18 protein-coding genes are annotated in these 22,141 nt (G+C 43.6%); 15 read left to right on the forward strand and 3 right to left on the reverse strand.

Annotation, left to right across the window (positions count from 1 at the left end; genetic code table 11):
• From ACE3G9_RS07180 to rpoC, 9 genes are all read left to right on the forward strand, one after another.
• Positions 1 to 227, forward strand: a 227-nt coding sequence (locus ACE3G9_RS07180) for an EF-Tu C-terminal domain-related protein (protein ID WP_449218419.1), incomplete at its 5' end; no start/stop codon positions are given.
• 253 nt (positions 228 to 480) lie between these two features.
• Entirely contained in the window at positions 481 to 858 is a 378-nt protein-coding gene (gene secE, locus ACE3G9_RS07185) for a preprotein translocase subunit SecE (protein WP_027695385.1), read from the forward strand.
• Between the two features lie 12 nt (positions 859 to 870).
• Complete coding sequence (nusG, locus tag ACE3G9_RS07190) at positions 871 to 1,419, forward strand: transcription termination/antitermination protein NusG (RefSeq protein WP_027695384.1); 549 nt, start codon at positions 871 to 873, stop codon at positions 1,417 to 1,419.
• Between the two features lie 144 nt (positions 1,420 to 1,563).
• Positions 1,564 to 1,992, forward strand: a complete 429-nt coding sequence (gene rplK / locus ACE3G9_RS07195) for a 50S ribosomal protein L11 (RefSeq protein ID WP_027695383.1) — start codon at positions 1,564 to 1,566, stop codon at positions 1,990 to 1,992.
• Between the two features lie 4 nt (positions 1,993 to 1,996).
• On the forward strand, positions 1,997 to 2,701 hold the full coding sequence (gene rplA, locus ACE3G9_RS07200; protein ID WP_417879509.1) for a 50S ribosomal protein L1: 705 nt from the start codon (positions 1,997 to 1,999) through the stop codon (positions 2,699 to 2,701).
• Between the two features lie 286 nt (positions 2,702 to 2,987).
• Positions 2,988 to 3,479, forward strand: a complete 492-nt coding sequence (rplJ, locus tag ACE3G9_RS07205; RefSeq protein WP_417879510.1) for a 50S ribosomal protein L10 — start codon at positions 2,988 to 2,990, stop codon at positions 3,477 to 3,479.
• Between the two features lie 57 nt (positions 3,480 to 3,536).
• Entirely contained in the window at positions 3,537 to 3,905 is a 369-nt protein-coding gene (gene rplL, locus ACE3G9_RS07210; RefSeq protein WP_089124753.1) for a 50S ribosomal protein L7/L12, read from the forward strand.
• 279 nt (positions 3,906 to 4,184) lie between these two features.
• Complete coding sequence (gene rpoB, locus ACE3G9_RS07215; protein WP_417879511.1) at positions 4,185 to 8,213, forward strand: DNA-directed RNA polymerase subunit beta; 4,029 nt, start codon at positions 4,185 to 4,187, stop codon at positions 8,211 to 8,213.
• A gap of 114 nt (positions 8,214 to 8,327) precedes the next feature.
• A complete protein-coding gene (gene rpoC / locus ACE3G9_RS07220) occupies positions 8,328 to 12,527 on the forward strand; it encodes a DNA-directed RNA polymerase subunit beta' (RefSeq protein WP_417879512.1) in 4,200 nt (1,399 codons plus the stop codon).
• A 199-nt stretch (positions 12,528 to 12,726) separates the two neighbouring features.
• Here the strand turns inward: rpoC and rsd are convergent, their stop codons facing one another.
• Entirely contained in the window at positions 12,727 to 13,218 is a 492-nt protein-coding gene (gene rsd / locus ACE3G9_RS07225; RefSeq protein WP_417879513.1) for a sigma D regulator, read from the reverse strand.
• 189 nt (positions 13,219 to 13,407) lie between these two features.
• Here rsd and nudC point away from each other — a divergent pair, with 189 nt between their 5' ends.
• The 6 genes from nudC to ACE3G9_RS07255 all read left to right on the forward strand — a co-directional run bounded on the left by nudC (position 13,408) and on the right by ACE3G9_RS07255 (position 20,638).
• Positions 13,408 to 14,172 (forward strand): NAD(+) diphosphatase, encoded by a 765-nt coding sequence (gene nudC, locus ACE3G9_RS07230; protein WP_417879514.1) that lies wholly within the window; start codon positions 13,408 to 13,410, stop codon positions 14,170 to 14,172.
• 430 nt (positions 14,173 to 14,602) lie between these two features.
• Positions 14,603 to 15,670 (forward strand): uroporphyrinogen decarboxylase, encoded by a 1,068-nt coding sequence (gene hemE, locus ACE3G9_RS07235; RefSeq protein WP_449218795.1) that lies wholly within the window; start codon positions 14,603 to 14,605, stop codon positions 15,668 to 15,670.
• Positions 15,671 to 15,940: 270 nt separating this feature from the next.
• Positions 15,941 to 17,329, forward strand: a complete 1,389-nt coding sequence (locus ACE3G9_RS07240) for a TolC family protein (protein ID WP_449218796.1) — start codon at positions 15,941 to 15,943, stop codon at positions 17,327 to 17,329.
• Positions 17,329 to 18,318: an HlyD family secretion protein gene (locus tag ACE3G9_RS07245; RefSeq protein ID WP_449218797.1), complete on the forward strand. Its 990-nt coding sequence runs from the start codon at positions 17,329 to 17,331 to the stop codon at positions 18,316 to 18,318. Before ACE3G9_RS07240 ends, ACE3G9_RS07245 begins: the two co-directional genes overlap by 1 nt.
• Positions 18,318 to 19,475, forward strand: a complete 1,158-nt coding sequence (locus ACE3G9_RS07250; protein ID WP_449218798.1) for an ABC transporter permease — start codon at positions 18,318 to 18,320, stop codon at positions 19,473 to 19,475. The genes ACE3G9_RS07245 and ACE3G9_RS07250 overlap by 1 nt, the downstream gene beginning before the upstream one ends.
• Positions 19,472 to 20,638, forward strand: a complete 1,167-nt coding sequence (locus ACE3G9_RS07255) for an ABC transporter permease (protein WP_449218799.1) — start codon at positions 19,472 to 19,474, stop codon at positions 20,636 to 20,638. Before ACE3G9_RS07250 ends, ACE3G9_RS07255 begins: the two co-directional genes overlap by 4 nt.
• Here the strand turns inward: ACE3G9_RS07255 and ACE3G9_RS07260 are convergent.
• Together ACE3G9_RS07260 and ACE3G9_RS07265 are read right to left on the reverse strand one after the other, a co-directional pair.
• The gene (locus tag ACE3G9_RS07260; RefSeq protein ID WP_417879521.1) at positions 20,616 to 21,194 is read right to left on the reverse strand and encodes a uracil-DNA glycosylase family protein; all 579 of its coding nucleotides are present in this window, start codon (positions 21,192 to 21,194) and stop codon (positions 20,616 to 20,618) included. The two genes, ACE3G9_RS07255 and ACE3G9_RS07260, sit on opposite strands and share 23 nt — an antisense overlap.
• Positions 21,194 to 22,135, reverse strand: a complete 942-nt coding sequence (locus ACE3G9_RS07265; protein WP_417879522.1) for a D-2-hydroxyacid dehydrogenase — start codon at positions 22,133 to 22,135, stop codon at positions 21,194 to 21,196. Before ACE3G9_RS07265 ends, ACE3G9_RS07260 begins: the two co-directional genes overlap by 1 nt.
• Between the last annotated feature and the right edge of the window lie 6 nt (positions 22,136 to 22,141).

The raw sequence follows: 22,141 nt of genomic DNA on the forward strand, positions 1-22,141 counted from the left end.
ACACACCATTCTTCAAAGGTTACCGTCCACAGTTCTACTTCCGTACAACTGACGTAACTGGCGACATTCAACTACCTGAAGGTGTTGAAATGGTAATGCCTGGTGATAACGTACAAATGACGGTTACTCTAATCGCACCAATCGCGATGGACGAAGGTCTACGTTTTGCTATCCGTGAAGGTGGCCGTACAGTTGGTGCTGGTGTTGTAGCGAAAATCATCGCTTAATTAGCCAAACTTTAAGTTTAAATACGAATTGTATTTGACTAACGACTATCAAAAAGGGCATCATTTGATGCCCTTTTTCTACGCTGAACAAAATGAAGGCATAAATTGGTCGTTTTGTAACTGACTCAGCAAAGAATTGTATTAGATTTATATCTAATTTATTTAGTTGATGGCTTGTCCTAAACTAATGAGTTAGCCCTGCCAATTGCGGGGTTATTGTCGTTTTTAAGTAAAACTTTTCACAGGTTTGTTTATGAAAGCCAAAGCTGAAACTCATGAGAGCTCAAAAGCGGCAGATGCTTTTAAGTGGTTTATCACTTTTGCACTGCTAGCGGCTGCTGTTGTGGGAAATTACCTGTATGGTGAAATGTCTGTTGCGATTCGTGCAGCAGCCGTTGTTATTTTAATTGCAGCTGCCCTTGGTGTAGCGGCTCTGACAACGAAAGGTAAAGCTACGATTGTATTTGCTCGCGAAGCAAAACTTGAAGTGCGCAAAGTGGTTTGGCCTACACGCCAAGAAACAATGCAAACAACATTTATCGTATTAGCTGTAAGTATTGTAATGGCTCTATTGCTATGGGGAATTGACGGCATCATGGTTCGTTTAATTGCTCTAGCAACTGGAGTGTAAGGGGTTTTAAACATGAGTGAAGCACCAAAAAAACGCTGGTATGTGGTTCAAGCCTTTTCTGGGTTTGAAGGCCGTGTTGCACAATCTCTTCGCGAACATATCAAAATGCACGCTATGGAAGAGTTTTTCGGTGACGTATTAGTACCTACTGAAGAAGTGGTGGAAATGCGCGCTGGTCAACGTCGTAAGAGTGAGCGTAAATTCTTTCCAGGCTACGTGTTAGTCCAAATGGTAATGAATGATGAATCATGGCACTTAGTACGTAGTATTCCGCGTGTTATGGGCTTTATTGGTGGCACCTCTGATCGTCCCGCTCCAATTACCGATAAAGAAGCTGATGCTATCTTGAATCGTTTAGAGCAGGCGAGTGAAGCTCCAAGACCGAAAACATTATTTGAAGCAGGTGAAGTGGTTCGTGTTACTGAAGGCCCATTTGCTGACTTCAATGGTACGGTTGAGCAAGTTGACTATGAAAAGAGCCGCCTAAAAGTGTCTGTGTCGATCTTTGGTCGTGCAACACCGGTTGAGCTTGAATTCAGTCAGGTTGAAAAATCGGACTAATAAATTTGCTTAATAAAGCATCAAAAGACTTGTTTCAGGTGTGAAGTTTGACTATAATTTCGCGCCTTTTTACAGGTATTAATGTAAAGCTAGCGGGGAGCTGATCAAGCGATTAGCGTTTGTACCCAAAATTTAGGAATTAAAATGGCTAAGAAAGTAGAAGCTTATATCAAACTGCAAGTTGCAGCTGGTATGGCAAACCCAAGTCCACCGGTTGGTCCTGCACTAGGTCAACATGGCGTAAACATCATGGAATTCTGTAAAGCGTTTAACGCAAAAACAGAATCTGTTGAGAAAGGCCTTCCAATCCCAGTTGTTATCTCTGTATACAACGACCGTTCTTTCACATTTGTAACTAAGACTCCGCCTGCTGCTGTTCTTCTTAAGAAAGCTGCTGGTGTTAAGTCTGGTTCTGGCCGTCCAAACACTGAGAAAGTTGGTACGATTACTGACGCTCAGCTACAAGAGATTGCTGAAACTAAAGCTGCAGATATGACTGGCGCAGACATCGAAGCGATGAAGCGTTCTATCGCGGGTACTGCTCGTTCAATGGGCCTAGTGGTAGAGGGATAAGATCATGGCAAAACTTACTAAGCGTATGAAAACAATCCGCGAAAAAGTGGATGTGACTAAAGAATACGACATCAACGAAGCTGTTGCTCTTCTTAAAGAATTAGCGACTGCTAAATTCGTAGAAAGCGTAGACGTTGCTGTAAACCTAGGCATCGATGCTCGTAAATCTGACCAAAACGTTCGTGGCGCAACAGTACTTCCACATGGTACTGGCCGTGAAATCCGCGTAGCAGTGTTCACTCAAGGTGCAAACGCTGAAGCAGCTAAAGAAGCTGGCGCAGATATCGTTGGTATGGAAGATCTAGCTGAGCTAGTGAAAAAAGGCGAGATGAACTTCGACGTTGTTGTTGCTTCTCCTGATGCAATGCGTGTTGTTGGTCAACTAGGTACTATCTTAGGTCCACGTGGCCTTATGCCAAACCCTAAAGTTGGTACTGTAACTCCTAACGTTGCTGAAGCAGTTAAAAATGCTAAAGCGGGTCAGGTTCGTTACCGTAACGACAAAAACGGCATCATCCACACTACTATTGGTAAAGCATCTTTCGAAGCAAACCAACTACAAGAGAACTTAGAAGCTCTTCTAGTGGCGCTTAAGAAAGCAAAACCTTCTTCTGCGAAAGGCACTTTCCTGAAGAAAGTAAGCATCTCTACCACTATGGGTGCTGGTGTTGCGGTTGATCAAGCGACTCTGAACACGACTGTTGCTTAATTAATTTGCTTAGGCGCAGAATTTGTGTATAATTTTGCGCCTAATTATGGTTGGAGTGTTGCTTATTTTGCCTAACTCTTTTTAAGAAAGGCAGAGCAAATGATGCTTCCATCCAAGACCGTAGGCGTTAACCAATAGTAATTTTGGCTTAACTTAATAATACCTACGTAGATGGTGCCCGAACTGATGGTCGTATTTTGTAAAAAATATTCATTTGGGAATGCACCGAAAGAACACTCATTGAATTATCAGTGAGTGGTGTAACTACAACCAGGAGTAAATCCAAATGGCTTTAAATCTTCAAGACAAACAAGCAATTGTTGCTGAAGTTAACGAAGCAGCCAGTGGTGCACTTTCTGCAGTTGTTGCTGACTCTCGTGGCGTTGCTGTTGGTGCAATGACTTCTCTACGTAAACAAGCGCGTGAAGCGGGTGTTTACATGAAAGTTGTTCGTAACACACTAGCTCGCCGTGCTGTAGACGGTACAGACTACGAATGCCTAAAAGACGTATTCGTTGGTCCAACTTTGATCGCTTTCTCTAACGAGCACCCAGGTGCTGCAGCGCGTCTTTTTAAAGACTTCGCTAAAGAGAACAAAGCATTTGAGATCAAAGCTGCTGCATTTGAAGGCGCAGTTACTGACGCTGATGTACTAGCGACACTACCTACTTACGACGAAGCGATTGCAAAACTAATGATGTGCATGAAAGAAGCTTCTGCTGGCAAGTTGGTACGTACTATCGCTGCTGTTCGCGATCAAAAACAAGACGCTGCATAAGCCTTGCTTTTTACTGATTGCTAAATAAACTTATTGTTAACTTAAAAGAGAATTGTTATGTCTATTACTAACGAGCAAATCCTAGACGCAGTTGCAGAAATGTCTGTAATGCAAGTTGTTGAGCTTATCGAAGCTATGGAAGAAAAATTCGGCGTTTCTGCTGCAGCAGCTGTTGTTGCTGGCGGCGCAGCTGGCGGTGACGCTGCTGAAGAGCAAACTGAATTTGACGTAATCCTAACTGCTGCTGGCGGTAACAAAGTTTCTGTTATCAAAGCAGTACGTGGCGCAACTGGCCTAGGTCTTAAAGAAGCTAAGGGTCTAGTTGATGGTGCTCCAGCTCCGCTTAAAGAAGGCGTTTCTAAAGAAGAAGCTGAAGCTCTTAAAGCACAACTAGAAGAAGCTGGTGCTTCTGTTGAAGTTAAGTAATTTATACTTGATTTCTTAGCCGAAAGGCTAATGGCTGGTGGTTAATTAACCACCGGCCTTTTTGCGCTGTAGGGCATAGATTAATTTTCCCGCTGTTTAGGGATCTATGACCCAGCAAAAAACATCGCTAAGGCTCTGCTGAAATAAAAACGTTCAGATGAGATTAGGATGTACCCACATAAACAGTGTTGTTAGTCACTGCTCCCGTTTTATCAATTAATTTGATATGAAACGTGTCTTGGGCAGTTTGGGTCACTTATCAGCTAGCTGAGGAACCCCATGGTTTACTCTTATACCGAGAAAAAGCGCATCCGTAAGGATTTTGGTAAGCGTCCACAAGTATTGGACGTTCCATATTTGCTATCGATCCAGCTCGATTCATTCGACAAGTTCATTGAACAAGATCCTGAAGGTCAATACGGTCTTGAAGCTGCTTTCCGTTCTGTTTTTCCAATTCAGAGCTATAACGGCAATTCTGAGCTGCAATACGTTAGCTATCGTCTTGGCGAACCAGTATTTGACGTAAAAGAATGTCAAATTCGTGGTGTCACTTATTCAAAACCACTACGCGTTAAACTGCGTCTAGTTGTATTTGATAAAGACGCACCAGCAGGTACTGTAAAAGACATCAAAGAACAAGAAGTCTATATGGGTGAAATTCCACTCATGACAGACAATGGTACCTTCGTAATTAATGGTACTGAGAGGGTTATCGTATCCCAGTTGCACCGAAGCCCAGGCGTGTTCTTCGACAGCGATAAGGGGAAAACCCATTCGTCAGGAAAAGTGCTTTATAACGCACGTGTTATTCCTTACCGTGGTTCGTGGTTGGACTTTGAATTCGATCCGAAAGATAACTTATACGTACGTATCGACCGTCGTCGTAAGCTTCCTGCATCAATTATTTTACGTGCACTAGGTAAAACAACAGAAGAGATCCTAGATATCTTCTTTGAAAAAGTGCGCTTTGAAGTAAAAGACCAAACTCTATTAATGGAGTTGGTACCAGATCGTCTACGTGGTGAAACGGCATCATTTGATATTGAAGCAAATGGTACGGTTTACGTAGAAGCTGGCCGTCGCGTAACGGCTCGTCATATCCGTAATCTTGAAAAAGATGGCGTTGAATTTATCGAAGTACCGGTTGAGTACATCGTCGGTAAAGTCGCGTCTAAAGATTATGTTGATGAATCAACTGGCGAACTGATCGTTGCAGCGAACCAAGAAATTTCATTGGAAGCATTAGCGAACCTTTCTCAAGCAGGTTACAAGAAGCTTGAAGTTCTGTTTACTAATGACTTAGACCATGGCCCATTCATGTCAGACACAGTACGTGTTGACAGCACAACGGATCGTATTTCTGCACTTGTAGAAATCTACCGAATGATGCGCCCTGGTGAGCCACCAACGAAAGAAGCAGCAGAATCTTTATTCCAAAGCTTATTCTTCTCTGAAGAGCGTTATGACTTATCGACTGTTGGTCGTATGAAGTTTAACAGCTCTATCGAACGTGAAGATGCACAAGACCAAGGTATCCTTGATGAAACGGATATCATTGCGGTAATGAAAAAACTGATCGGTATTCGTAACGGTATTGGTGAAGTGGATGATATTGACCACCTTGGCAACCGTCGTATCCGTTCTGTTGGTGAAATGGCTGAAAACCAATTCCGTGTTGGTCTAGTCCGTGTTGAACGTGCAGTGAAAGAGCGCCTAAGTCTTGGTGATTTAGATGCGATCATGCCGCAAGACCTTATCAATGCTAAGCCGATTTCGGCAGCAGTGAAAGAGTTCTTTGGCTCGTCACAGCTTTCTCAATTTATGGATCAGAACAACCCGTTGTCAGAAGTAACGCACAAGCGTCGTATTTCTGCATTAGGTCCTGGCGGTTTGACACGTGAGCGTGCCGGCTTTGAAGTACGTGACGTTCACGTAACTCACTACGGTCGTCTATGTCCGATCGAAACGCCAGAAGGTCCAAACATCGGTTTGATCAACTCATTATCAGCGTTTGCTCGTTGTAATGAATACGGTTTCCTAGAGACGCCGTACCGTCGCGTTGTTGATGGTGTTGTAACTGAAGAAGTGGATTACCTTTCTGCTATTGAAGAAGGTCAGTTTGTTATCGCTCAGGCGAACGCACACTTGACTGACGAAGGTCGTTTTGCCGATGAGCTAATCACTGCTCGTCAGAAAGGTGAATCTGGTCTTCACCCACGTGACCATGTTAACTACATGGACGTGGCAACAAACCAAGTTGTATCTATCGCTGCCTCGCTTATCCCGTTCCTAGAACACGATGATGCGAACCGTGCATTGATGGGTGCAAACATGCAACGTCAAGCAGTACCAACACTAAAAGCTGATAAGCCTCTAGTCGGTACTGGTATTGAGCGTAATGTAGCGGTTGACTCAGGTGTAACAGCAGTTGCGAAACGTGGCGGTACAGTTCAATCTGTTGATGCTTCTCGTATCGTAATTAAAGTTAACGAAGATGAGTTGGTTCCAGGTGAAGCTGGTATCGACATCTACAACTTAACTAAGTACACCCGTTCAAACCAAAACACATGTATTAACCAACGTCCAACTGTACTACCGGGTGAACCTGTTTCACGTGGTGACGTTCTTGCCGATGGTCCTTCAACCGACCTTGGTGAGTTGGCACTTGGTCAAAACATGCGTATCGCATTCATGCCTTGGAATGGTTACAACTTCGAAGACTCAATCTTAGTATCTGAGCGCGTCGTTCAAGAAGACCGTTTCACAACGATTCACATTCAAGAGCTTTCTTGTGTGGCTCGTGATACCAAGCTTGGTAGCGAAGAAATTACAGCGGATATTCCAAACGTAGGTGAGTCTGCTCTATCTAAACTAGATGAGTCAGGTATCGTTTACATTGGTGCTGAAGTGAAGGGTGGCGACATCCTAGTTGGTAAAGTAACCCCTAAAGGTGAAACGCAACTGACTCCTGAAGAGAAACTGCTACGTGCAATCTTCGGTGAAAAAGCATCTGATGTTAAAGATACGTCACTACGTGTACCTAACTCTATCTCAGGTACCATCATTGATGTTCAAGTCTTTACTCGCGATGGCGTAGAAAAAGACAAGCGTGCGCTTGAAATTGAACAAATGCAGTTGAAAGACGCGAAGAAAGACTTAACTGAAGAGTTCCAAATTCTTGAAGGTGGTCTATTAGCGCGTGTTCGTTCTCTGCTGATTTCTGGTGGCTTCTCTGAAGCGAAACTAGACTCAATAGATCGTAAGCAGTGGTTAGTACAAACACTAGAAGACGATGCACTGCAGTCTCAGCTTGAGCAACTTGCTGAGCAGTGGGATGAGCTAAAAGCTGACTTTGATAAGAAGTTTGAAACTAAGCGTCGTAAGATCACTCAAGGTGATGATCTTGCACCGGGCGTACTGAAGATTGTTAAGGTTTACCTTGCAGTTAAACGTCGCATTCAGCCTGGTGATAAGATGGCGGGTCGTCACGGTAACAAGGGTGTAATCTCTAAGATCAACCCTGTTGAAGACATGCCTTATGATGAAAAAGGTCAACCTGTTGACATCGTGTTGAACCCACTGGGTGTACCATCACGTATGAACATCGGTCAGATCCTTGAAGTTCACTTAGGTCTTGCAGCGAAAGGTATTGGTGACAAGATTAACCAGATGGTGAAAGAGCAACAAGAACTGGCTAAGTTCCGTGAGTTCTTACAGAAAGTTTATGACTTAGGCGAGACTCGTCAAGAAGTGAACATTGCTGAACTGTCTGATGATGAAGTCCGTACTTTAATCGGAAACTTGCGTGGCGGTCTACCGATTGCTACACCTGTATTCGATGGTGCAAACGAACCAGCAATTAAAGAATTGCTTGCGCTTGCTGATCTTCCAACGTCTGGTCAATTAGACCTATACGATGGTCGTACGGGTGATAAGTTTGAGCGTCCTGTAACGGTAGGTTACATGTACATGTTGAAACTGAACCACTTGGTTGATGACAAGATGCACGCACGTTCGACTGGCTCTTACAGCCTAGTAACTCAGCAACCACTTGGTGGTAAAGCTCAGTTCGGTGGCCAGCGTTTCGGTGAGATGGAAGTATGGGCACTAGAAGCATACGGTGCTGCTTACACGCTTCAAGAAATGCTAACTGTTAAGTCTGATGACGTGAATGGCCGTACGAAGATGTACAAAAACATCGTCGATGGCGACCACAGCATGGAGCCTGGCATGCCAGAATCGTTCAACGTATTGTTGAAAGAGATTCGCTCGCTAGGTATTAACATCGAGCTAGAAGACGAAGAGTAATCATTATTATTTATTAAGCAAATGCGCGATTAATGATAAAGAACTCTCGGATTTAACCCGGTAGAAAAGAGGCGTTCAATTTGAGCGTCTCTTAACTCCTTACAGGAGCTGATTGTGAAAGATTTACTGAACTTTCTAAAAGCACAGCATAAGACCGAAGAATTTGATGCAATCAAAATCGGTCTAGCTTCTCCAGACATGATTCGCTCATGGTCTTTCGGTGAAGTTAAAAAGCCAGAAACTATTAACTACCGTACGTTCAAGCCTGAGCGTGATGGTCTGTTCTGTGCGCGTATTTTTGGTCCAGTAAAAGACTACGAATGTCTTTGTGGTAAATATAAGCGCTTGAAACACCGTGGTGTTATCTGTGAGAAGTGTGGCGTAGAAGTTACACAAACTAAAGTTCGTCGTGACCGTATGGGCCACATCGAGCTAGCCTCTCCAGTTGCACATATCTGGTTCTTAAAATCACTACCATCTCGTATCGGTCTATTAATGGATATTCCGCTACGTGACATCGAACGTGTACTTTACTTCGAAATGTATGTAGTGACTGAACCTGGCATGACTGATCTTGAAAAAGGTCAAATGCTAACGGAAGAAGAATACCTAGACCGCTTGGAAGAGTGGGGTGACGAGTTCGTTGCGAAAATGGGCGCTGAAGCGATCAAAGATCTGCTACACACCATGGACATGAGCGCAGAAGCTGAGCAAATGCGTGAAGAGCTAGAAACCACTAACTCTGAAACTAAGCGTAAGAAAATCACTAAGCGTTTGAAGCTTGTTGAGGCATTCATTGCTTCAGGCAACAACCCTGAGTGGATGATCTTAACAGTACTTCCAGTGCTACCGCCAGATCTACGTCCTCTAGTACCTCTAGATGGCGGTCGTTTTGCGACTTCAGATCTGAACGACTTATACCGTCGTGTGATCAACCGTAATAACCGTTTGAAGCGTCTTCTAGACCTAGCGGCTCCAGATATCATCGTACGTAACGAAAAGCGTATGTTGCAAGAATCTGTTGATGCCCTACTAGATAACGGTCGTCGCGGTCGTGCGATCACCGGTTCTAACAAGCGTCCTCTGAAATCTTTGGCTGATATGATCAAAGGTAAGCAAGGTCGTTTCCGTCAGAACTTACTTGGTAAGCGTGTTGACTACTCTGGCCGTTCTGTAATTACAGTCGGTCCATACTTACGTCTACACCAGTGTGGTCTTCCTAAGAAGATGGCACTAGAACTATTTAAACCATTTATCTACAGCAAGCTAGAATCTCGTGGCATGGCTACAACGATTAAAGCAGCGAAGAAAATGGTAGAGCGCGAAGAAGCGGTTGTTTGGGATATCCTAGACGAAGTAATTCGTGAACACCCAGTTCTACTAAACCGTGCACCAACACTTCACCGTCTTGGTATTCAAGCATTCGAACCTGTACTTATCGAAGGTAAAGCGATTCAGCTTCACCCACTTGTGTGTGCGGCATACAACGCCGACTTCGATGGTGACCAAATGGCGGTACACGTACCGTTAACATTGGAAGCTCAGCTTGAAGCACGTACATTAATGATGTCAACCAATAACATCCTTTCACCAGCATCTGGTGATCCGATCATCGTACCTTCTCAGGACGTTGTATTGGGTCTTTACTACATGACTCGTGACAAGATCAATGTTAAAGGTGAAGGTATGTACCTTGCTGGCCCTGAAGAGGCTGAAAAGGCATACCGTACTAAGACTGCTGAGCTTCATGCTCGCGTTAAAGTACGTATCACTGAAACTGTGGTTGATGAAGACGGTAACCGCACAACAAATACTGGCATGGTTGATACCACTGTGGGTCGTGCAATGCTTTGGCAGATCGTACCTGAAGGCCTACCTTTCAGCATCGTGAACCAAAAACTAGGTAAGAAGCAAATTTCTACCTTGTTGAACGAGGCATACCGTAAGCTTGGTCTTAAAGATACAGTAATCTTTGCTGACCAAATCATGTACACAGGTTTTGCATACGCAGCACTTTCTGGTGTTTCTGTTGGTATCGACGATATGGTTGTACCGGCTGCGAAATACACTGAAATTTCTGAAGCAGAAGAAGAAGTACGCGAAATCCAAGAGCAATTCCAATCTGGTCTTGTTACTGCGGGTGAGCGTTATAACAAAGTTATCGATATTTGGGCGTCTACCAACGACCGCGTAGCAAAAGCTATGATGGATAACCTTTCTTCTGAAACCGTGATTAACCGCGATGGCGAAGAAGAACAACAAGAATCGTTTAACAGCATCTACATGATGGCTGACTCCGGTGCTCGTGGTTCTGCAGCGCAGATTCGTCAGTTAGCCGGTATGCGTGGTCTTATGGCTCGTCCAGATGGTTCAATCATCGAAACGCCGATCACAGCAAACTTTAAAGAAGGTCTAAACGTACTTCAGTACTTTATCTCAACCCACGGTGCTCGTAAGGGTCTTGCCGATACGGCACTTAAGACTGCGAACTCTGGTTACTTGACTCGTCGTCTAGTAGACGTTGCGCAAGACGTTGTGGTTACAGAGCATGACTGTGGTACTTTCGAAGGCCTAGATATGATGCCTCATATCGAAGGTGGTGATGTTAAAGTTGCACTTTCTGAGCTTGCTCTAGGTCGTGTTGTTGCAGATGACATCGTTAAGCCAGGTACTGAGCAAGTATTGATTCCACGTAATACTCTACTTGATGAGAAATGGTGTCAGATCCTTGAAGACAACTCTGTTGATAAGATCAAAGTACGTTCAGTCGTAACTTGTGAAGCTGATTTCGGCTGTTGTGCAAACTGTTACGGTCGTGATCTCGCTCGTGGTCATAAAGTGAACCAAGGTGAAGCGGTAGGTGTTATCGCAGCACAGTCTATCGGTGAACCAGGTACACAGCTTACTATGCGTACGTTCCACATCGGTGGTGCGGCATCAACGGCAGCAGCAGAAAACAGCATTCAAGCGAAAACAACGGGTACTGTGAAACTTCACAATGCTAAGTATGTAACGAACAAAGATGGTAAGCTTGTAATCACTTCTCGTGCATCTGAAATGACCATCATTGATGAGTTCGGTCGCACGAAAGAGAAACACAAACTTCCATACGGTTCTTTGCTAAGCAAAGGCGACAATGAAGCAGTTACGGCTGGTGATATTGTTGCTAACTGGGAAGCGCACACCATGCCAATCATCACTGAAGTGGCAGGTCGTATCCAGTTCGTAGACATGATTGATGGTGTGACTATCTCTCGCCAAACTGATGACCTAACTGGCCTATCTTCAAGTGAAGTAGTCGACCCAGCACAGCGTCCATCAGCTGGTAAAGATATGCGTCCAGTGATCAAATTAGTTGATGCTCAAGGTAACGATGTGATGATTCCAGGTACGGATATGCCAGCGGCATACTTCCTACCGGGTAAAGCGATCGTTAACATTGAAGATGGTGCGGAAGTTGGCATTGGTGACACACTATCTCGTATCCCTCAGAAATCTGGCGGAAACAAAGATATCACCGGTGGTCTACCTCGCGTAGCTGACTTGTTTGAAGCACGTAAGCCGAAAGAGCCTGCGATTCTTGCTGAGCACACCGGTACTGTGTCGTTTGGTAAAGAAACCAAAGGTAAACGTCGTCTATTAATCACGCGCGAAGGCGGTGAGGTTTATGAAGAAATGATTCATAAACATCGTCAGCTTAACGTGTTTGAAGGCGAGAAAGTGGAACGTGGTGATGTGATCTCTGATGGTCCAGAAACACCGCATGACATTCTACGTTTACGTGGTGTTCACGCTGTTACTCAATACATTGCTAACGAAGTTCAAGAAGTTTACCGCTTACAAGGTGTTAAGATTAACGATAAGCACATCGAGACTATCGTTCGTCAAATGCTACGTAAGTGTACAATCACGCATTCTGGTGATTCTGAATTCCTTGAAGGTGAGCAAGTTGAATTTGCACAAGTTAAAATCGCTAACCGTCAGCTTGAAGCTGAAGGCAAAGCACTTGTACAGTTCGAGCGTGACTTACTAGGTATCACTAAAGCGTCTCTAGCAACTGAGTCGTTCATCTCTGCAGCTTCGTTCCAAGAAACGACGCGCGTACTAACAGAAGCTGCGGTTTCTGGTAAACGTGATGAACTACGTGGCTTGAAAGAGAACGTAATTGTGGGTCGCTTGATCCCAGCTGGTACTGGTTATGCTTACCACCAAGATCGTCAAAAGCAACGTGAAGGTGAAGAACAAGGTCCTTCCGTTGAACAAGCAACGGATAACCTTGCAGCACTACTTAACGCAGGTTTCTCTGAAGAATAATCTTTAAAGAGATTGACGTAAGCTAAGACTGTTAAAAAGGCACCTTCGGGTGCCTTTTTTATTTCTGGTATAAAATGTTTATGTAATTAATTTAATGTGAAATAGCGTGATGAGTACGTGTTGGTGTCAAACATATTTCAATAATTTACAAGAAAAAGGCCACCTTAAATGAAGGTAGCCTGAAAAATGAAAAGTAATGTTAAGCCCCCGGTGGGATTTCTAAGCTTTCAGCGATCATCTGAATTAGCTGATCTTCTAACTCGAAGCGATCTTCCAATACTTCACCAATTTGTGATAGATCGAAATCAAAATCTTCAAGTTCATCTTCGATCCCAACATCGGCGTATTTGTCGGTGTAATTCAGTAAAGGGTCTGTAGTTTCAACAATTTTAAAATATGTGGTGTTAATGTCTTCGGTTGGTGAAAAGCCGGTTGATTCCCATTGTTGCATCACCATGTCGTAGATTTTGAAATGACCTTCAGAAATATAATCCACCACATGTTGGCAGAAATCTTGTAACTCTTCAGGAGAAGGAAGTTTTTCGATGGCGGTTTGTTTATGATGGCTTGGCTTTAATGCTGCCAATTTCCAATATTCAACAATCAAGTTTTGTCTAGTGTCGAGCCAATGGTCGATGACTTCACTGGAACCGCCAAATTGTGCTTGAGTCTGTTTTAGTTTATTTAGCATGGCTGTATCCTCATAATAGCTAACGCGTTATTGGCGTTTAGCCGCTCTACTTTGTGATTAATAGAGGGTCCTTTTTGATAGTGTATACCATGTAGTGATATGAGTGTTTATAGGCAGCAAATCGATAAGCACTGGTATGAAATTAGATTGCCAGTAAAATGGTGGAACTTCAAGCAATGAGATGAGCAGATGTTAAAAAAAGATCAGAAAGTAAACTGGTGTATCGTTGATGGCAGTTCGTTACATTTGCAAGACAAAACATTGCCTTATGGATCTGCTGAAGCACTCAATTTACCAATAGAACATGCGGTTATTATTGGTGAATTAGATGGTGTTCCGTGTGCTTGGTTGAATGCCAGCGATCTTGACGATGAGTTCGAAATGACGCCATTACGAGAATTATTATCTTTTCCTGAAGCCGTTTTTTTGATGGCTAGCCGCGCCGTTCAATATGGTTACATGTCGGTTTCTCAACGCTTTTGTTCGTATTGTGGTGGGCGTAATCGTCTTAATCATAATCAACTGGCGATGCAATGTAATGACTGTCGCACTTTGCATTACCCGAGAATCTTTCCTTGCATCATCGTCGCGATTCGTAAAGACGATAAAATTCTATTGGCGCATCATGCTCGTCATAAAAGTGGCATGCATACCGTGATTGCCGGTTTTGTCGAAGTCGGGGAAACGCTAGAGCAATGTGTGGCGCGTGAAGTGAAAGAAGAAACTGGCATTAATGTCACCAATATTCGTTACTTTGGCAGTCAACCTTGGGCATTTCCGTCTAGTATGATGATGGCTTTCTTAGCGGATTATGACAGTGGTGAGGTTCGAGTGGATAAATATGAATTGTCATCAGCCGGTTGGTTTCGTGCTAATGAGCTACCGCCGATTGCTCCAAAGGGAACCATTGCACGCGCCTTGATCGAACATACACTAGGTTGTGACATTGAATAACAGCATAGTTTTATTTCATATACTTAACGATTATTCCCAAAGAAATTGGAGTTGCAGCTAGGCGACAAGTGAGTGAGGCCCCATGAGTTTAGCTTGTCTAAATGATTGAGGCGAATGAACGCCGTCAACGACGATGAAGCTTCAATTGCGAAGGGAATAAAAAAAACCTCCGGGATTGCCGGAGGGGTAAGTAAGATGTCGTTATGAGATGCTGAACATTCATGTGTTTCAGCTCGTTATAATTGTGCTAGCCAACAAAGTATTAACAAATGCCTCAATTGAAGCAAATTGCGATAGATTTTAATGTTCAAGAACATGATCTGGATTACAAACCATTAGCAAAATGTGCGCTGTGTAATGTTAGAATAAGCGCCAAATATACCCAAGTCACTTGGATATAAAGACTGCCTCAAATTTTTAGGATAGAAAAATGACTGAATTGAAAAATGACCGTTATCTACGAGCTTTATTAAAACAGCCGGTAGATTACACGCCAGTATGGATGATGCGCCAAGCCGGTCGTTATTTACCTGAATATCGCCAAACGCGCAGTGTTGCGGGCGACTTTATGTCTTTATGTAAAAATGCCGAGTTAGCTTCAGAAGTCACGCTTCAACCATTACGTCGTTTTCCGCTTGATGCGGCGATTCTGTTTTCTGATATTTTGACTATCCCAGATGCCATGGGACTAGGTTTATACTTTGAAACGGGTGAAGGCCCTAAATTTGAGCGCCCAATTACTTGTAAAGCTGATGTTGATAAAATTGGTTTGCCTGATCCAGAAGGTGAGTTGCAATACGTAATGAATGCGGTTCGTCAAATTCGTAAAGACTTACAAGGTGAAGTGCCGCTGATTGGTTTTTCTGGTAGCCCTTGGACACTAGCAACTTACATGGTGGAAGGTGGAAGTTCTAAAGCGTTCACTAAAATCAAAAAAATGATGTATGCCGATCCGGCCGTTCTGCATGCGCTTTTAGATAAACTGGCTGATAGTGTCATTGAATACTTAAATGCTCAAATTAAAGCCGGTGCTCAGTCTGTAATGGTGTTTGATACTTGGGGCGGTGTATTAACACCACGTGATTACCATGATTTCTCTTTACAATATATGCATAAGATCGTTGATGGCTTGATTCGTGAAAATGACGGTCGCCGCGTACCTGTTACGCTATTCACTAAAAATGGTGGCATGTGGTTAGAAAAAATTGCGGCTACAGGTTGCGATGCGATTGGTCTTGATTGGACGATTAATATTCAAGATGCCGTGGCTCGTGTGGGTGATAAAGTAGCATTACAAGGCAATATGGATCCGTCAATGCTGTATGCTCAGCCAGAACGTATTCGCCAAGAAGTCGCTACGATTCTAGAAGGTTTTGGTGATGCCGGTACTGGTCACGTATTCAATCTAGGTCACGGTATTCATTTAGATGTACCACCAGAAAACGCTGGTGTATTTGTTGATGCGGTACATGAACTATCTAAGCCGTATCATAAATAATCCTATACTCTTCGTACTTGAGTGTATAATTTAGTAATAAATAATAAGAGCGCAGTCTTCAGTCTAGGCTGCGTTTTTATTTATTTGTTTCGGTAGTAATTAATGATCATTCATTGATACCGTTAATGTGGTATACCTAAGTCACAGGGGATGGTGAGCTATCTCTCATTTTTTTCCAGCATATTATTGCAGAATAACTGCTCGGATCTGTCTATCAATCTACGACCTATAATGAGTCGTCAGCACCTACTATGGATAAGTAACAGACACATGCATCGATTCAAATATCACCTTGCTATTTTTACTCTTCCATTACTCTTATTAATGCCAACGATGAGTTGGGCGCAACACGTGACTTTTTATCAAGCGTGGCAATCACTACTGAGAAATAATGATGGCTTAGCCGCAGAGCGTGCTAGTGTTGAGCAAGCTGAATATAAACAGCAAGCAGCTGGCGCGATGAACTTACCAAGCATTACTTTAAGTGCCAATTACACACGTTTAGACGATGATATTGACGTTTCCCCATCTGAGTTTGCGGACAGTACTTCGTTAGGTTCCAGTGCTTTAACTCAAGCCTTTGATGGCATGTTGACCTCGACTTTGGTGGAAAAGGATGTCTTTACTAGTTCGATTCGTGCCATTTGGCCTATTTTTACAGGAGGGCGGATTTCAGCGGCGCAAGATATTGCCAAAGCAAAATCTGAAGAGGCTAAATATTTATTGGAAATGAAGCAGCAAGGTAAATTTGAAGATTTGTCGAAATACTATTTTGGTATGGTGTTATCGCAACAAATACTCTCCACTAGACAAGAAGTTGAGCAAAGCTTAAAAGAACACTTCGATAACGCACTCAAAATGCAAGAGCAAGGCCAAATCGCTCGCGTGCAGCGTCTACAAGCAGAAACCGCTTATCATAAGGCGCAAGTTGATACTAAAAAAGCACAGCGTGATCTGGAAATCGCCCAAATGGCACTGACGAACTTGATTAAAGCACCGGCACTGGCTGAACCTTCTACCCATCTTTTTATTAATGAAAGTCTACCTCCGATGCAAGCCTTTATGGATAAAACCTTGCAAAGCTACCCTGGCTTGAGCATTTTGGATGCCAAAGAAAAGCAAGCCAGTGGATTGGTTGATGTAGAGAAAGGAAAATATTATCCAGAAGTTTATCTCTACGGTAATTACAACTTGTACCAAGATGACACGTTAGTGGGCGATAATACGCCAGATTGGCTCGTAGGGGTTGGCGTGAGCATTCCTCTACTGGATACTTCAGGTCGCTCTGAAAAAGTCAGCGTTGCCCATAGTGCCATTAAGCAAGTAGGTTATTTACGCGCACAAGCCAAACAAGATTTATCTTTGCTGGTGGAAAAAACTTATCGTGAAGCTAATCAAGCGTTAGAAGAATACAATGGCTTAGCCTCGAGTGTCAGCATGGCCAGTGAAAACCTTAGCTTGCAGAAGAAAGCCTTTAGTCAGGGGCTGGCGACTTCTTTGGATGTAGTGGATGCGGAAATGTATTTAAATAGCATTAAAACTCAACGCTCAGCAGCGGCTTATCAATATGTTCTTTCTTTATCGCGCTTATTGGCGATCAGTGGTGAAGTCGACAGTTTTAATCAATACCAACAATATCAAGGATTAGAGGTTCAATAATGCGCTCACGTAAATCGATTATTTTTATTGGTGTTGTGGCTTTGGCTTTGGTCTGGTTGGCTTATACCTTTTGGCTTGCCTATCAACCTAAAGCGGAACGTTTTCAAGGCCAGATTGAAGCGCAGCAATATTTGATTTCATCGAAAGTGCCGGGGCGCATTGATCAAGTGTTGGTTAAAAAAGGCGATCAAATTAAATCAGGTCAGCAAATTTTTACTATTTTAAGCCCAGAGATTGAAGCTAAATTAGCGCAAGCGAAAGCCGCTCAAGGTGCAGCGGGTGCGATGGCAGAACAAGCCGAAAAAGGCACACGCAACCAAGAGATAGCGGCTGCGCAAGATCAATGGCGTAAAGCGAAAGCCGCTTCTAGTTTGATGGAAAAAACCTACCAACGAGTACAAAATTTGTATCAAGATGGCGTGGTCGCAGAGCAAAAACGTGATGAAGCCTACACTCAATGGCAGGCTTCGTTATATACCGAACGTGCCGCTTATCAAATGTACCAAATGGCGCAAGAGGGCGCACGTGATGAGACTAAGCGCGCCGCTCAGCAACAAGAAAAACAAGCCGCTGGTGCGGTGGCTGAAGTTGAAGCCTATGTCGCTGATACTCAAGTTTCCAGCTGGCATGATGGTGAAGTGAGCGATATTTTGCTTCATTCTGGAGAGCTAGCCCCGCAAGGTTTTCCTGTGGTGACGATTTTAGATATGCAGGATGCGTGGGCGATTTTCCACGTTCGTGAAGATAAATTACAACAATTTAAACAAGGTACTGAGCTCAAAGTAACGATTCCTGCGCTAAGTGATGAGCAATATAACTTTATGGTTTCTCATGTCGCCGTGATGGGCGATTTCGCTACTTGGCGCACTACCGATGCCAATCAAGGTTTTGATATGCGTACTTTTGAAGTGGAAGCTCGTCCAACTCAACCAATTGAAGGTTTGCGAGTTGGCATGAGTGTGTTGCTTGAGAATGTAGGACACGATTAATGTTGCATCGGCATGCATTGATTAAAGAATGGCGACAGATAGTCACTCAACCTTGGTTAAAGGCAATGTTGTTCTGGTTACCTCTGCTGATGTTTTTTGCACTATGGTGGATATTCTCGGCTGGCAGCGCTCGAGATCTTGCGATCGGAGTCGTTGATTTTGATCACTCAAGTATGTCGCGTGGGGTGGTGCGTTATTACGATGCTAGTCCTACCTTAGAAGTGACTCAAAGCTACACTTCGGTGTCGGAAGGCAAACAAGATCTGCAATCGGGTAAAATTTACGCCTTAGTGGTGATCCCAGATAGTCTTACTCAAGATGTATTACTGGGTCATCCTCCTACCATTACTACCTTTTATAATAGCCAATTTATCTTGATTGGTAAGTTAGTCAACGCCGCTATGCAGCAAGCTCAGGGTACTTTTAACGCGCAAATTGAAGCAGTTAAGAATCTCAGCAAAGGCGATACTGTTCCACAACAAGCGTTAGCTCAGGCGGTGCCGATCCAAACTCAAATCACAGCGTTATTTAATAGTAATAGTCATTATGGCCAATTCTTGGTCTCGGCGGCGATTCCTGCGTTATGGCAAATCTTAATTGTCGCGACTACCGTGCTGAGTTTTTCATTAGAGCAAAGAACGCAAGGCATGCAAAGTTGGCTTGCTGTCACTCCTTTGCGGGCAGTTGTCACTAAGCTGTTGGCTTACTCTCCGTTATATCTCGCGCAAGGTATGGTGTTTTTATGGGGGATGTACGGCTGGTTAGGTTGGCCGATGCACGGCAGTTGGGGGATTTTATTATCGGCGCAAGTATTGATGGTCTTGGCTTGCCAAAGTGTCGGTGCGTTATTTTTTATGATTACTTTAGATGCCACCCGTTCAATGAGTTTTGTTGCCGCATTTACCGCGCCAGCTTTTGCCTTTATGGGGATCACTTTTCCAACCTCAGATATGCCGTTACTCGGTCAGATTTGGCGCAGTTTATTACCGGTGAGCCACTATATTGATGTGCAAGTAAAACAGGTCAATAACGGTGTCAATTTGTCGCAAGTGATGGGTTCACTGCTCGCACTGAGTGTGTTTTTAACGTTACTGCTGGTGGTGTGGTTAAGAGCGAGAGCTTTGGTGTCATCCGATAAACAGGACGACGTATCATGAGCTGGTGGCAAGTGTTTCGCTGTGAATTAAAGTCGATTTATACCAATTCGGCATTACTGCTTACCGTGTTTGGTGGGGTAGTGATGTATTCGTTTTTATATCCTCTACCTTATAGCCAGCAACTACCGCGTGAGCAATCAATTGTGGTCGTCAATTTAGATAACACCTCAACCAGTCGAACACTTGAGCGAATGGTTGATGCCACGCCACAGGTTCAAATCACTCAACATGCCTATAGCTTACAAGAGGCCAAGCAGTTATTTAATCAAGGTAAGGTGCATGGGATTTTATTGATCCCTCGCCACTTTGCTCGTGATTTATTACTCGGTGAAAGCCCGGCGTTAGCCTATGCCGGTGATGCGGCTTATTTTCTGATTTATGGAACGGTCGTTGAAGGGCTCGCCACCGCGGGCGGGACGTTATCGGCGCAGGCTAAAGTGTCTCGAATGGTCATGTCGGGAGAAAATTTGGTTTTGGCGGCTCAGCAATATGCGCCAATTAAACTGTCGATGCAGCCAGTTTTTAACCCAACCAATGGTTATATTAACTACATAGTACCAGCGGTGTTTGTGCTGATTTTGCACCAAACCTTATTGATTGCTGCAGGTTTACTCGGGGGCGGTCTTAATGAGCAACGCCAAGCCAAGCAAGTGGGATACTGGCAAGATTGTTCGGCGTTTGATATGTGGTCGGCACGAGCGGTCATTCTATTACTAACTTATATTCCATTGGTGATGTACTACTTCGGCTTTAGTTTCGAGTTTTATGGCATCAGTCGCCTTGCTTCTATTTCCCATTTATTTGCGTTAATTATTCCGTTTTTATTCGCTGTGATTGGTTTGGGGATGGTGATGGGCGAGTTAATTCCGCGTAAAGAATTGGCGACTTTAATTGTGGTATTGAGCTCTTTGCCTTTGGTTTTTTGTGCCGGTTTTGTCTGGCCGACTTCAGAGCTGCCAAGTTTACTTAAATGGTTAGCACAATTAGCGCCCTCGACCCCTGCGATTAATGGTTTTTTGCGTCTTAATCAAATGGGCGCAAGCTTCGAACAAGTCCTTCCTTATGTTTGGCACCTCTGGGCACAAGTTGCGATCTACGGCGGCTTAGCGTTGTGGTTGATGCAGCGTAAAGCGAAATCGACTAACGTTGTAGTTCAGCAATAATGCTTTGCAAATGCGGGACGAGTTGTTGTTCAAACCAAGGGTTCTTCTTGAGCCAGATATTATTACGTGGCGAAGGGTGCGGTAAAGGTAGATATTTAGGTTGATACTGCTGCCAAGCTTGTACTGTCTCAGTTAAGGTTTTGGGTTTATTGGTTAGGTAATAATCTTGAGCGTATTGGCCTATCAATAATATCAGTTCAATATTTGGCAATTGATTCAGTAATTGCTCATGCCATTGCGGCGCGCATTCTTTACGCGGTGGTAAATCGCCACTTTTGCCTTTTCCCGGATAACAAAACCCCATAGGCATAATGGCGAGAAACTGCGGATCATAAAAGAGCGTTTTATCAATCCCCATCCACTGTCGTAAGCGCTCACCACTGGCATCATTGAAAGGAATACCAGTTTGATGAACCTTTAAGCCTGGTGCTTGACCAATAATTAATACCTTGGCATCAGGGTGAGCTTGAACCACTGGCCGACACCCATGGGCAAGCGATTTGGCGCAAATCTGGCATTGTTGAATGTTATCTAATAGCAATCTAAAACTAGCCACTAATAACCTCGACTAAAATCCACTTGATTTAATAATGGTTGTTGATTTTTCCAGCGTTGCATATTTTGCTTAAAAATATCGAAGACTTGTTGAGGAAAGCTATTGGCCGCAATATGCGGAGTAATGCTGACATTAGGGTGCTGCCAATACGCGCTTTCTTGGTGTAATGGTTCTTGCGGAAAAACATCCAAATAAGCGTGTGCAATCCAACCTTTTTCTAAAGCCAGTAACAAGCCATCATCATCGACCGCCGTTCCACGGCCAATATTAAATAATAAAGCCGATTGGCAATGTGATAAGTGTTGAGCGTTTAAAATATGATAAGTCTGTGGCGTGCTCGGTAGGGCATTAACGACCACATTGGCTTGGGCTAATGCTTCATCGAGTTGCTCGGTTGAGTAACATTGGCTGAACATTGAGCCTTGTGGGATCAGACCTCGGCTATTGACACCAATCGCGACAAACCCTAATGCCGACACACATGCTGCGAGTTGAGTACCAATAGAACCTGTGCCGAGAATCACCACTTTTTTTCCCATCACAGACTGGTATTCAATAGGTTGCCATTTATTTTGAGCTTGTAATTGTTGGTATTGATTCAAGTGTCGGAAGTAGCTCAAGCTATAACCTAAAACATACTCACTAATAAGTTGTCCAAAAATTCCTTTCACATTGGTCAGAGTGTAGTCTTGGCGTAGTTCCGGTTTAGTGAGCTTATCAATACCGGCATAAGTAGCTTGAGCCCACTTTAGATTAGTGAATTCATCAAGATATTTAGCCAGAAGGGGCGGATCGGCCAAGACGATGTTCGCTTGTGATTTATCTTGAGTAATCGCGATATGTTTTAAGCTAGATTGTTGTAATAAATCTAGGTAATCCTGCTGCTGTTTTGATGCAATATACAATAATGGGGTAGCAGATGTTTCGACAGTTGGTTTCATTAAATT

The organism is Vibrio sp. E150_018, from assembly GCF_053544035.1.